General features: G+C 61.1%; 6 protein-coding genes. 2 read left to right on the forward strand and 4 right to left on the reverse strand.

Annotated elements, in window-relative coordinates; all coding sequences use genetic code 11:
* The first annotated feature begins 60 nt into the window (after positions 1 to 60).
* A complete protein-coding gene (locus BLW50_RS05795; RefSeq protein WP_090698785.1) occupies positions 61 to 1,644 on the forward strand; it encodes a Na+/H+ antiporter in 1,584 nt (527 codons plus the stop codon).
* Between the two features lie 34 nt (positions 1,645 to 1,678).
* Here the strand turns inward: BLW50_RS05795 and BLW50_RS05800 are convergent, their stop codons facing one another.
* Both BLW50_RS05800 and BLW50_RS05805 read right to left on the reverse strand, forming a co-directional pair.
* On the reverse strand, positions 1,679 to 2,305 hold the full coding sequence (locus tag BLW50_RS05800) for a DNA-3-methyladenine glycosylase (protein ID WP_090698789.1): 627 nt from the start codon (positions 2,303 to 2,305) through the stop codon (positions 1,679 to 1,681).
* Positions 2,284 to 2,664, reverse strand: a complete 381-nt coding sequence (locus BLW50_RS05805) for a nuclear transport factor 2 family protein (protein WP_090698792.1) — start codon at positions 2,662 to 2,664, stop codon at positions 2,284 to 2,286. Before BLW50_RS05805 ends, BLW50_RS05800 begins: the two co-directional genes overlap by 22 nt.
* 553 nt (positions 2,665 to 3,217) lie before the next feature.
* On the opposite strand from BLW50_RS05805, the gene BLW50_RS05810 reads away from it, so the two are divergent.
* Positions 3,218 to 8,332, forward strand: a complete 5,115-nt coding sequence (locus BLW50_RS05810) for an autotransporter domain-containing protein (RefSeq protein ID WP_170850006.1) — start codon at positions 3,218 to 3,220, stop codon at positions 8,330 to 8,332.
* A 116-nt stretch (positions 8,333 to 8,448) separates the two neighbouring features.
* Here the strand turns inward: BLW50_RS05810 and BLW50_RS05815 are convergent, their stop codons facing one another.
* The gene (locus BLW50_RS05815; protein ID WP_090698797.1) at positions 8,449 to 10,569 is read right to left on the reverse strand and encodes a putative bifunctional diguanylate cyclase/phosphodiesterase; all 2,121 of its coding nucleotides are present in this window, start codon (positions 10,567 to 10,569) and stop codon (positions 8,449 to 8,451) included.
* A 411-nt stretch (positions 10,570 to 10,980) separates the two neighbouring features.
* Complete coding sequence (locus BLW50_RS05820) at positions 10,981 to 13,140, reverse strand: putative bifunctional diguanylate cyclase/phosphodiesterase (RefSeq protein ID WP_090698800.1); 2,160 nt, start codon at positions 13,138 to 13,140, stop codon at positions 10,981 to 10,983.
* Between the last annotated feature and the right edge of the window lie 211 nt (positions 13,141 to 13,351).

A 13,351-nucleotide genomic window follows, 5' to 3' on the forward strand; every position in this document is an offset into this window, starting at 1 on the left:
CGGCGCAACGCGCTTTGTAATAGGACCGTCGCCAGCAAAGCCGTGTCGGGACTAAGACGTATGGATCCAACGCATTTATTCGAACTCGTGATCGGCATGTTCGTGGCGATCATTGCGTTGCACTATGCCGCCCATCGGATCGGCCTGCCGCCATCCGTGGCGCTGCTTGTCGGGGGCGGGGCGCTGGCCTTCGTGCCGGGCCTGCCGGCGATCACCGTCGATCCCGCTTTGGTGCTCGTCATCTTCCTGCCGCCGCTGCTGATGGACGGCGCCTGGTCGATTGCTCTGGGCCGCTTGCGCCGGCACATGATCGGCATTGCCTCGCTCGCCGTTGGCGCGGTGTTGTTTACCTGCGTCGTCGTCGCCGTGGTGACGCACCTGCTGTTTCCGTCGCTGCCCTGGGCGGCATGTGCGGCGCTGGGGGCGATCGTCTCGCCACCTGACGCGGTCTCCGCCCGTGCCGTGTTGCAACGGGTCAGAATGCCCCGGCGTCTGCAAATTCTGCTTGAGGGGGAAAGCCTGCTCAACGATGCGAGTGGCCTGGTGCTATTCCGTTTCGCCATTGCAGCGGGTGTCACCGGCATGTTTAGCGCTGTTGATGCTGTCGGCAATTTTTTCCTGCTGGCGGTCGGTGGCGCTCTCGTCGGCATCGTTGTTGGCACTGCCTGGGTCTTGCTCGTGCGTCGTCTTGGCGATGAATATCTGATGATCGCCGCGACGGCCTTGTTGTCCTGGGCGTCTTACCTGCTCGGCGAATTGATCCATGTTTCAGGCGTCATCGCCACCGTGACCACCGGCCTGATCGTGGGCTGGCACCAGCACACCGTCCTGTCGGCGGCAACCCGCATGCGCGGCACGTCATTCTGGACCGTGATCGTTTTCCTGATGGAAGCCGCAGTCTTCATCTTGATTGGGCTGTCGCTACGCGGCGTCGTCGAACGTGGTGGTGGCTTCGACGTGGTGGTCGCCACGATGGGATGGCCGATCCTGGTGATTGTGCTCGCACTCACTCTGGCGCGCTTCGCCTGGGTGTTTGGATCCGACGTGGTGATCAAGCTCTGTAATGCCTTGGGGCTCAATCGCTACGCGCCGCTGGGCGCGCGCGGCGCCACCGTGTTGAGCTGGGCAGGTGTTCGCGGCGTGGTCACGCTGGCCCTGGCGTTGAGCGTGCCGGAAGGTTTTCCCGGCCGCGACTTCATTCTGGTGACGTCCTTCGCCGTCATTCTCGGAACCGTGCTGGTCCAGGGCACGACGTTGGGGCGGGTGATCAACTGGGCTGGCCTGGGCGAGCCGGAGTCTGAGAAGGCGCGCCTCACCATGAGCCAGGCCGAAGCCGCCATGGCCCAGGCGCAGTTTGCGACCGTCCAGACCTTCGCTTATGATAGCGAAGGCACGCTCATTCATCCGCAATTGCTGGATCGGTATCAGCGTAAGGCGGTCATGATCGTCGACTATGCGGCGCGCACGGATCACTACACGCCGATGCTTCATGCCCATTTCGATGTGGTTCTGGAAGCGGTCGCCACCGGACGTCGCGAACTGATACGATTGCACCGGGCCGGCGATATCGATGATGAGACTCTGCACGAACTGGAGCGAGACCTCGATCTTGAAGAGTTGAGTGCTATGGCCGCGAAGGGGTAGGGGCGGCCATTTCTCTCATCTCGCGTGAGGGATCTCATTCATTGAGGGATTTTGGACCGCTGACGAACGGACTGTTCCGAAGATAAAATCGTAGGAGGCGGTGGGCGTCCCGCGAAATGCCGATCCTGATGCTTTCGCCGATTTCGCCGGGCTCGGGGTCGCCGCGCTCGAGCCATAGAGGGCCTTCCTGGCAAAGGTCGAGCCCATCAAGTTGACGATCAACCTGCAACGCGGCGGCGAGGCGTCCTGGTCCGCGCGCCAGGTCACGCAAGCGCTCGACACCACGATTCTGCCGCATGATCGGGATGCCTTCGCGCGGCTCGAGCGCTCTGATCAGGACGCCGGCTCCGATGCCGGGCGCCTCGCTTGAGACATTCAGCATGTATGAGGTGCCATAGGCGATATAAACATAGGCGTGCCCATGTTCGAGAAACAGCGAACGATTGCGCTGCGTCATTCCCCGATAGGCGTGCCCGGCGGCGTCGCCGACGATATACGCCTCGGTCTCGACAATTCGGCCGCTGACGGTGCCTTCTGGCAGGCGCCGCACCAATATTTTGCCGATGAGATAACGGGCGAGGGAGGCGGTATCCGCTGGCAGGTCAGCGCGCGCGAGCGGCACATAACTCTCCTTGCGTTTCAGGACATTTGCTCGACCCATTGCGCGCGTGAAGGCCCCGGTGTGAACGGATCGCCAAAATACTGGGTCTCACGGGCCACCTTTTCCTCGCGGAACTCCATGATGCTCACCGTGTAGGACGGCTGATCGTCATAGGTGAGGATATATTCGGTGACCCAGAGGTCGCCCGAGCCGATTATTCGTCGCACCGTAAAACGCTTCCGGTTCGGCTGCGCGGCGCGCGACAGTTGGATCGCCTGCCGCCCGCGCAGGCGCTCGCCCGACTGGGGATATTCGAGCACCGCATCCTCTCGATAAATCTGGTGCTCCGCCTCGAAGTCGTTGGCATCGGAGGCGGCCCAGTGGCGATCCAGAAGCGCGCGAACCTCTCGGTCTTCCATGTCAAATCTCCCTGGCCATCGCCATCGATATTGACGGAGTTTACAGCGATAGGAAAAGTTGGGGCTAAAAATAAACCGTTACAGCCGATCGGAACAACCCAATGGAGATGGGTCATGGCGTAGGTTTGGCTGTGACTTTCGTTGCCGTTAAGCGCAACGTGCCTCACACGTAATGAAATTGAGTACTGGAGCGCGATGTAACCGGAAGCCTTCCGCCACGCAGCGAGAAGCCGGCCTGTGTCTCAATGCGTTCGCGGGAGCTCAGAACGCGTCGTCTGCATCTCATGACAAAAACTTTTCTGTTCAAGTCTGACGTTCGTCTGATCGCATTTCCTTAACAGACGTTAATCGTCATCAATCTGTCATTCAGTAGTTCTACGGGGTCGCCAGGGTTGGTGCTGGGGCTTTGATATAAATGTCGTTTTCTGTGCAGGGTGTTGCTCGCGCGGCTGCGAGCGTGAGCGTGTATGGTCAATCTCAAGGGAGCGTCCTGCGGCGTTTCACGCTTTTGTGCTCCGCTTCGGTTGTCGCTCTTGTCTTCGCCGGTCATGGTATGGCCGGGCAGCTCCCAGCGACGGCCTTTCAGAACTACGATCCGAGCGCCGCGTCCGGCATTGTCGCCGGCCCCCTCGCGCTGTACACGGTGCACGTCAACGACATTCTGCCGACGCAGCTCAACCTCGGTTTCGCCGAGGTTGGCAAGAAGGTCACTGCCTATGATCTACTCACTGCGGCAGGGGTTCAGAACGATCTTTTGAGCAGCCTCGAGCCGGTGGTGATAGGGCCGGGCGGCAAGCTCTATCTGACCAATGGCCATCATACATTCACGTCGCTGCAACAGTCCGTGTATGGCGCCTCCAATCCGTCGGTTTATGTCAACGTCATCGCCAACTATTCGAACCTGACCGAGGCCCAATTCTGGGCCAAGATGCAGTCCAGCAATTTTCTGCTGCCGCTCGACAATGGCGTCGTGAAGTCCGTCGACCCGCTCACTGGGGCTCCTATTCCATCATCCTTTTCGGGCATGACCAATGACCCTTATCGGGGATTGGAATACAGCATCCTGAAGAACAAGGGATCGAAGCTGTTCGATACGGCTTCGAATATCAGCGGGGCGGTTGGCTCGACGATCCCCGGTCTCGACAAGACGGCGGCTTTTTACTCCGATTTCATTTGGGCCAATGCCTACCGCTACGCCAACAACGGCCTCGGCCTGGCGTATCTCTCGCCCGGCGATATCCTGCTGGCGACCCAGTGGAATTTGAACGGTGCCAATGTGACCAAGCTGCAGCAGGGCGGCGCCGATGTTACCGTGGCGCAGTTGCCGGGCTATATCCTTCCGGCTGCTGGTCTTAATATCAGCAGTGTCATCGACACCGCGACTGTCAACAGCGGCGCGCTCGATGGCTACGGCACCTTCACTGGCTTGCGCGGTCTCAATCTCGGCACAGTGACCATTGGCACGCCGGATTCGACGACGGGCCTGATTCTACAATTGGGTGCCGATCGCGGCGGCAAGGTTACACTGTCAGGCAACAATACCTATACCGGCGGCACCACGATCCTCGCCGGGACGTTGATTATCAGCAGCGATGCCAATCTTGGCGCTGCAAGCCCGTCCAATCTGGCGGTTTCGAGCATCCTCACAGCCGACGACGTGCGTGCCGCGAATGGCATCGTTTTCAATAGCCTCAGCGAGGGCAAAGGAACGCTGCAGATCAACAGCTCGATGACGTTCAACCGGCCGATCGGCGCTGGTGGCGAAGTCGCGACCATCAATCCCAACGGCAACATCATCACATTGACCGGTCCGATTATTTCTTTGGACAACAATGCCACCGGCTTCTCCGATCTCTCCATCGGGGGAAGCGGGACCGTCGTTCTCGCTCCGACCGCTGGCAGCAATCCCAATTTCTACGGCAATTGGATCGTCTCGGCCGGTACGTTCCAGGCTTCGAGCGACGCCGCGCTGGGCAATACAAGCGGGCCGGCTTATTCGATCGGTCAAATCATTCTCGATGGTGGCACGTTCAAGCCCGGCGCCTCCTTCAGTTCAGTTCGCAGCGTGACGCTGACTGGCGGCAGCGTGTTCGACACGAATGGCTTCAACACCTCGTTCGCTGGCGTTTTGACCGACGTGCAGCGCCGGTTGGACATCACCAACAGCAGCGCGACGAGTAACGGCGCCGTGACGTTCGGCTCACTTAATATCAGCGGTTCGAATACGACGAACGCCACTGGCGCAACCTCCACCTTGCGCTTCGTGGCCGGCGCCGGCAAGAACACGGCGGTTACGCTGACGAATGGCGTGACCCGCACCGATCGTTCGACGCTCTTCATCCAGCCGTCGACGGCGACGTCCCTTGGGACAAGCGAATTCGTCTATTCTGGCGCGCCAGCACTGACCAACACCATGGCGCCCGCTTGGATGATTTCAAACACCAGCGGTGCGGATGCCTATGATTTTCTGACCTACGGCCCCAATGGTTACGTCAAGGCGACCTATACCAAAGCTGGAAGCGGCGCGAGCGGCGGCATCAACGATGCCTCGACGACGGTCCCCAATGCTGGGATCGTGGAGCAGACGAACAACGGCACGATTGCGACCAATCGATATGCCTATGCGCTCAAAGTCGACAGCAAGGCGACCGTTACGATCAACGCCAGCAACTCGCTGACGCTCGGCGATGGTGTCAACCCGGCCGGGCTCATCCTGGGCGGCAGCAGCAGCAACACCGCCAATATCATGGGCGGCAAGCTGATCTTCGGCGGCAGCGAGGGCATTATCTACTCCAGAAGCACCGCGGTTTCTGGCACGACCTTGGGCAATACCATTTCGTCCGAGATCGTCGGAACGAATGGATTGACCATCGCGGGCGAGGGCATGCTGACGCTGAGCACGGCGTCTCCCAATCTCACCGGATGGATCAACGTCGACTCCGGCATGTTGAACCTCACCGCTGCCAACGCGTTCCTCAATGTCAGCGGCGTCAATCTGTCGAACGTCAAGAGCAATCCGGCGCCTGCGGGCCTGACGATCGCCGCCAGCAATGCCTTCAGCTCGCTCAATAGCGGCGGCAGCAACAGCACGATCAAGGTCTCCGGCGCTAACACCGTGCTGACCATTGGCCAGACCAACAACACCAATGCGGCGCTGAACAATCTGGATTCGACGATTTCAAGCACGATCACGGCGACTGACGTGGCCGCCGGATCGGCCGCGATCGTCAAAGTCGGGACCGGCATGCTCGATCTGTCCGGCGCGACGATGACGCTGACGACGGGCAGCAATATTGCCGTGAATGCCGGAACGCTGCGGGTGAGTGCCTCGTCGTTCACCAATACGAACAATATCGTGACGTCGGGCGCCAGCGAGGTGCAGTTTGCGCAAAATGGCGGCGGCAAGTTCGCCGGCAACGTGACGGGCACGGGTGTGCTGCATCTGATCGGCGGCACCTTGCAGTTGACCGGCACGGGCAACACCTATTCGGGCGGCACCATCGTCGAGCAGGGATCGACGCTCGATCTCACCACGGCCAATGTGTCGAGCGGGAACGCGAATATCATCAATGCGGGCGGCCTGATCGTCTTCGATCAAGCGAGTTCCGGTATCTATAGCGGCGTCATCAGCGACGGCTGCCAGATGCAACAGGCTTGCACCACCAAGCTCGCCGGCAGCCTGGTCAAGGACGACAGCACCGGCGGCAATGGCGGCAATGTCACAATCGCAGCGGTGCAGACCTACACGGGCGGCACATTCGTCGAGGCAGGTACTCTGACGCTGGGCGTCGGCGATGCCGTCGCCTCCAGCGCCGGAGTGGATCTCGGCCGCATCGGCGGCGGCGCGACAGCGACGTTGGCGCTCACCGCGAACAACACCATCAAGGGGTTGATGAGCGAGAAGTCGAACACGACGATGGTCCAGCTCACCGACAAGACCCTAACGGTCAACACGGCGAGCGGTCAGGCGTGGGATTTCGGTGGCGCGATCACCGGAACGGGCAATTTTGCTAAATCCGGCGCTGGCGTCCAGATCTTGAGCGGCGCCAGCTCCTATACCGGCACGACGACGGTCGATGCAGGTGTGCTGCGTGTCGACGGGTCCATCGCTTCATCGTCGCTTCTCTCGGTGAACAACGGTGCCACGCTCGCCGGCAACGGCACGGTCGGCAACACGATCATCAATGCTGGCGGCAATTTGGCGGCCGGCAATTCGATTGGTACTCTGACGGTGCAGGGCGATCTCACCTTCATGAGGGGATCGACCTATCAGGTCGAGGTCTCTCCGACTTCCTCCGATCGCGTCAATGTCTCCGGCATCGCCACGCTCAATGGCGCCAGTGTCGCCGCCTATTATGACTCGGGCGCCTATATCACCAAGCGTTACACCGTGCTCAATGCGGCCGGCGGCGTCAGCGGCACCTTCTCGGGGCCGGTGAACACCAATCTGCCGAGCAATTTCTCGGCGGCGTTGGACTATGACCATAACAACGCCTACCTCGACCTGACCCTGAACTACACGCCGCCGGGACCGACGCCGCCGAACTTCGGCAGCGGACTGACGGGGAACCAGGCCAGTGTCGCCAACGCGCTGGTGAATTCGTTCAACACCTCCGGCGGTATTCCCCTGGTGTTCGGCGCCCTGGGGCCGAGCGGCCTCTCGCAGGCTTCGGGCGAATCCGCCACGGGCGTCCAGCAGGCGACCCTCACCGCGATGGATCGCTTCCTCAATCTGATGACCGATCCTTATTCCAGCGGTCGCACCGTCGCGATGGTGCCAATGTCCTATGCGCCGCTGCCGCGCGGTGCGCAGCCTCTGATGGTGACCCAGCAACCGCGCTGGAGTGTGTGGGGCGCGAGCTACGGCGGCACGCAGACGACGCGCGGCCAAGCCCTCACCGGCACCAGCACGGCGATCAACGGCATCTTCGGCGTCGTCGCCGGCGCCGACTATCGCGCCACGCCCGACACGGTCATTGGCTTCGCGCTCGGCGGTGGCGGCACCAGCTATCGCCTCGCCAGCGGCGCCGGCAGCGGTTCGGCCAATATGTTCCAGGCGGGTCTCTACGGCCGGCAGACGTTTGGTTCGGCCTATGTCGCCGGTTCGCTCGCCTACGGCTGGCAGGACGTCACCACCGACCGGCGCGTCATGTTCGATCAGCTGCGCGCCCGCTTCAACGCGAGCGCCTTCTCGGGCCGGCTTGAAGGCGGATATCGCTTGGCAACCCCGTTCGGCGGCGTGACGCCTTATGCGGCCGGCCAGTTCACCAACATCGCTTTGCCCAATTACAGCGAGCAGGCGATCACCGGCCCCGGTCTGTTCGCGCTCAACTATGGCTCGAAGAGTGTCACCGCCTGGCGCTCGGAACTGGGTCTGCGCTCTGACACGGCCTTCGAGATGGGTGATGCGACGCTGACGCTGCGCGGCCGTCTCGCCTGGGCGCATAACTACAACCCGAACAGCTCGATCTCGGCCTCCTTCCTCAACCTTCCTGCGTCCGGCTTCACTGTTAATGGTGCAGCGGCGGCGCGTAATGCGGCGCTGGTTTCGGCCGGAGCGGAGATGAAATGGCAGGGTGGTCTGTCCATCGCCGCGACGTTCGAGGGCGAATTCTCAGGTCGTGGCAACAGCTATGCCGGCAAGGGAACGCTGAGGTATCAATGGTGAACGAGGCGGGCTTGATGCGACAGCTGCCGACTTAGCTGAGTGGATCGGGTTGCTTTCGCTGTGGGCCACCGCCGGTCTCCAAAGCAAATTGCGTTTCCAAGGAAATGCAATTTGTTCTAGGCGGCTGAGCCGATCGCCACACCGCTGCTCATGCTTACCCCCTTGTCCATCTCTTTCGCCTTCGCCACTGCCTGCCTCAACACCTCGGGTGTGAGCAAGGTGAGCTGGCCGCTGGCGATGAGGTCGGGGAGGGGCGCGGGGCGGCCGAGGAGGTAGCCCTGGGCTTCGTCGCAGCCTTCGTGCGTGAGCAGAGAGAGCTGGCCCTGCGTCTCGATGCCTTCGGCGAGAACCGAAATATCGAGGCTTTTGCCCAGCGCCAGGACGGCGCGCACGATCGCCTTGGCCTGCGGGCTGGATTCGACCTCGCTGATGAACGAGCGGTCGAGCTTGATCTTGTCGAAAGGGAAGGTCCGCAGCGTATCGAGCGAGGAATAGCCGGTGCCGAAATCGTCGAGCGCGATATCGACGCCGAGCGCCTTGATCTGGTGCAGCATGTCGAGCGAGCGTTCTTTGTCGGTGAAAATGGTCGTCTCGGTCAGCTCCAGTTCGAGGCGATTGGGGGCAAGGCCGGTTTCCTCCAGCACGTCGCGCACCAGCTTGGGCAGATCGGCATGGGTGAACTGGGCGGGAGAAATGTTCACCGCAATCTTATAGGGCTGCACCCATGCGGCAGCTTGCGCGCAGGCGGTGCGCAACACCCATTCGCCGATGTACAGAATGAGGCCATTCTCCTCGGCGATCGGAATGAACTCTGCGGGTGAAATGTTGCCGCGTTGCGGGTGCTTCCAGCGCGCCAGCGCCTCGAAGCCGAGGATACGGCCGCTCGGGATCGAGGTTTGCACCTGGTAGTGAATGTCTAGCTGGCCAGCCTTCATCGCGTCGCGCAGATCATTGGCCAGGGTGCGGCGAGCGCGGACGGTTTCGTCCATGGACTGGTCGTAGAAGCAGATCACTTTGCCGAGATCGGCCTTGGCGCGATACATGGCGAGATCGGCATTGTTGATCAGGGTCGCTTGGTCAGTGGCATTGTCGGGATAAAGCGCGACGCCGATGCTGGCGCCGGTAACGACAGGGTAGCCATCGACGGTGATGGATTCGAACAGCGCAGTTTGCAGCCGAGCCAGGAAATGGGTGAGGGTGCTGTCGTCCTTGACGCGCTGTACGGCGGCGAATTCGTCACCGCCGAGCCGGGCGATGAATTCGCCGTCGCGTAGGAGGTCGTTCATGCGCTGGCCCAAAACCTTGAGCACGTAATCGCCGACGCTATGGCCGCGCTGGTCGTTGATATCCTTGAAGCGGTTGAGGTCGATGCCGACCAATGCGACTTTGCCGCCGGTCCTGGTGACGGTTTCGAGATCGTGTTCAAGCCGGGCATCAAAACTCACCCTGTTGGGCAAGCTGGTCAGGCTGTCGATCAGCGCCATCCGGCGTAGACGTTCGTAGGCTTCGGCGCGCAGGCTATCGTCGATGAAATAACTGGTAACGCCGGCGCCGAGGATGAGGACGGCGACGCCGGCAATGGCCAGCGCCAACGCCTGCATGGCGTCGGGATTGGAATAGTCGCCTTCGATCAGCAGGGGATAGACCTGGAAGGCTGTCATGGCGGTGAAATGCAGGCTGACGATGGCGGCGACCAGAACGCCGGCGGCGAGGAACTGGCCACTGCGGGTGATCTTGTTCATGGCGATATGCAGCGACAGGCTGCCGAAGGCGACCGCGAGGGCGATGGAAGCAATCAGATAGGGCATGTTCCAGGAGACGAGGCCCTGAACGCGATAGCCCATCATGCCGGTGTAGTGCATGGCAACGATGGCGAGGCCGATGAGGGCGCCACCAAAGATCGGGGCCATTCGGACCAGCTTGCTGGTCGAGACCATGAGACCAACAGCGCCACCGATGACGGCGACCAGCAGGGATACGATCGTCAAAACTGGATCGAAGCCGATGGGAACGCCAGGGTTGAAACCGAGCATCGCGATGAAATGCGTGCACCAGATCGTCGCGCCCAGCGACGTGGCGGTCAGCACATGCCAGCCCAGTTTTTGTGTCCCGGTTGCGGTGACGGCGCGGTGAAACAAACGGATCATCACCCACGAGCCGACGACGCAAATGGCCGCGGCGATGAGAACCAGCCAAATGTTATGGCTTTCGGTGATGCACGAAAGAACACTCATCATGCGAGGATCATGCTTGTTTGGTTGAATCCAGTGACGCTAGTCTTGGGAATGAAGCGGTATCCCATGGTATCAAGCCATTGAAGAATTAATATCCCATTGATATAGCGTCTCTAATTGCGATGAGGCTTGCGGGTGGCTTTGAAAATATGTGCCTGGTCGCGCACTCGCGAAGCAGGTCCAATGGGCGCTGGCCTTGCCCGCGCCGCCCGCCATTTTCCAGGTTTTGGGGCACTGTTTGGTCTCTAAAGACCTCGGAGATTGTCGCTCTCGGAGCGTCCTAGGCGCTGACGAGGCCGCAGGCCGCTATAACAGGCGACGTTGCGCGTGACGTTCCGTGGCTGCAAGCAGCAGCTTTAGTTGGACGTCAGCCTTCGCGTGGGTGCTCAATTTCGCCGATAGGGGCGCTCGGCCTCAGGCGGCGGAGCTGATGATCATGCCAGGGCTTGAGCGGGTGTCGTTAGGCATGTTCTTGTCCAGGCTCTTCTCGGCCTCCTTCACTTTCGCCACCATCTGCTTCAGCGAGTCCGGTGTCGTCAGGGTGAGTTGGCCGCTGCCGACGAGTTCGGTGAGAGGGACGGGGCGGCCGAGGAGGTAGCCTTGGGCTTCGTCACAGCCTTCGCTGGTGAGCAGCGTGAGCTGTCCCTGGGTCTCGATGCCTTCGGCGAGAACAGGAATCTCCAGGCTTTTGCCGAGCGCCAGCACGGCGCGGACCATGGCCTTCGCCTGCGGGCTGGACTCGACCTCGCACATGAACGAGCGATCGAGTTTGATCTTGTCGAACGGAAAGGTGCGCAGCGTATCGAGCGAGGAATAGCCGGTGCCGAAATCATCAAGCGCGATGCCGACGCCGAGGGCCTTGATCTGGCGCAGCATGTGCAACGAGCGTTCCTTGTCGGTGAAGATGGTCGACTCCGTCAGCTCCAGCTCGAGGCGCTCGGGCGACAGGCCGGTTTCCAGCAGCACGTCGAGAACCAGTTTCGGCAGATCGGCATGGGCGAACTGGACGGGGGAAATGTTCACCGCGACTTTATACGGCGGTTCCCATGAGGCGGCGCGCGAACAGGCGGTGCGCAGCACCCATTCGCCGATCTGCAGGATAAGGCCATTCTCCTCGGCGATCGGAATGAACTCGGCGGGCGAAATGTAGCCGCGCAGAGGATGCTTCCAGCGCGCCAGGGCTTCATAGCCCTGGATTTGGCCGGTCGAGATCGAGGTTTGCACCTGATAATGAATGTCGAGCTGGCCGGCGTTCATCGCCTCGCGCAGATCATTGGCGAGGTTGCGGCGAGCGCGGACCGTTTCGTCCATGGACTGATCGTAGAAGCAGACGACTTTGCCCAGATCGGCCTTGGCGCGGTACATGGCGAGGTCGGCATTGTTGATCAAGGTCGCTTGATCGGCCGCATTGTCGGGGTAAAGCGCGACGCCGATGCTGGCGCCGGCGATCACGTCGAAATCGTCGACGGAGATGGAATCGAACAGCGCGGTTTGCAGGCGGGCCAGAAAGTCGGTGAGGCTGTCATCGCCTTTCGCCTCGTCATCGTGCATGCGCTGCACGGCCGCGAATTCATCGCCGCCGAGCCGGGCGATGAATTCGCCGTCGCGCAGCAGGCCGTTCATCCGCTGGCCCAAAACCTTGAGGACCTGATCGCCGGCGCTGTGGCCACGCTGGTCGTTGATGTCCTTGAAGCGATCAAGGTCGATGCCGATCAAGGCGAGTTTGCCGCCGGCCTTGTCGATGCCCGTGATCTCATGTTCGAGCCAATTGTTGAAGCTGGCCCGATTGGGCAGGCTGGTGAGGCTATCGACCAGGGCCATCTGGCGCAAACGCTCGTAGGATTCGGCGCGCAGGCTGTCGTCGATGAAATAGCTGGCGATGCCGGCGCTGAGGATGACGATGGCGACGCCGGCAATAGCCAACGCCAGGGCCTGCATGGCATCGGGATTGGAATAATCGCCGTCGATGAGCAAGGGCTGAACCTGGAAGGCGGTCATCGCGGTGAAATGTAGGCTGACGATGGCGGCGACCAGGATGCCGACGGCGAGAAACTGGTTGCTGCGCGTCATCTTTTCCATGGCGTTGCGAAACGTCAGGGCGGCGAAGACGACGGAGAGGACGATCGAGGCGATCAGATAGGGCACGTTCCAGGAGACGAGGCCCTGGACGCGATAGCCCATCATGCCGGTGTAGTGCATGGCGACGATGGCGAGGCCGACGATGGCACCGCCCAGGACTGGCGCCATCCGCGTCACATTGCTGGTCGCGGCGATGAGGCCAATGGCGCCGCCGATGACGGCTACGAGCAGGGAGACGATCGTCAAGACCGGATCGAAACCGATCGGAACGCCGGGATCGAAGCCGAGCATGGCGATGAAATGCGTGCACCAGATGGTGGAGCCAAGCGACACGGAGGTCAGAACATGCCAGCCCAGTCTTTGCGCACCGGCCGTCGTGGCGGCTCTGTGGAACAGGCGGATGGTCACCCAGGATCCGACGACGCAAATAGCGGCGGCTACGAGAACCAGCCAGATGTTATGGCTCTCTGTAATGCACGAAAGAACGGTCATCATGCTCAAATTGCGCCTGTAAAAAGTTTAGCCCAACGAATGCGGCGCCTTGCGATAGAGCAAGGCGGGGAAGAAAAATCGATTAGACTTAAACTGCGATCTTGAACTGCGGTCTTGGGGGAAAAGCCGCACAGCGATCACAGAGACCACAAGACATTAATATCGTCTTGCGTCAGCGCTTCGAATTGCCATCAAAAATGTCGGGGCGCTTGGA

The organism is Beijerinckia sp. 28-YEA-48, assembly GCF_900104955.1.
GTDB lineage: Bacteria > Pseudomonadota > Alphaproteobacteria > Rhizobiales > Beijerinckiaceae > Terripilifer.

Coding starts and splice junctions, on each gene's coding strand:
- BLW50_RS05795 (WP_090698785.1), top strand. CDS start 61: ATGGATCCAACGCATTTATTCGAACTCGTGATCGGCATGTTCGTGGCG.
- BLW50_RS05800 (WP_090698789.1), bottom strand. CDS start 2,305: ATGGGTCGAGCAAATGTCCTGAAACGCAAGGAGAGTTATGTGCCGCTC.
- BLW50_RS05805 (WP_090698792.1), bottom strand. CDS start 2,664: ATGGAAGACCGAGAGGTTCGCGCGCTTCTGGATCGCCACTGGGCCGCC.
- BLW50_RS05810 (WP_170850006.1), top strand. CDS start 3,218: ATGGCCGGGCAGCTCCCAGCGACGGCCTTTCAGAACTACGATCCGAGC.
- BLW50_RS05815 (WP_090698797.1), bottom strand. CDS start 10,569: ATGATGAGTGTTCTTTCGTGCATCACCGAAAGCCATAACATTTGGCTG.
- BLW50_RS05820 (WP_090698800.1), bottom strand. CDS start 13,140: ATGATGACCGTTCTTTCGTGCATTACAGAGAGCCATAACATCTGGCTG.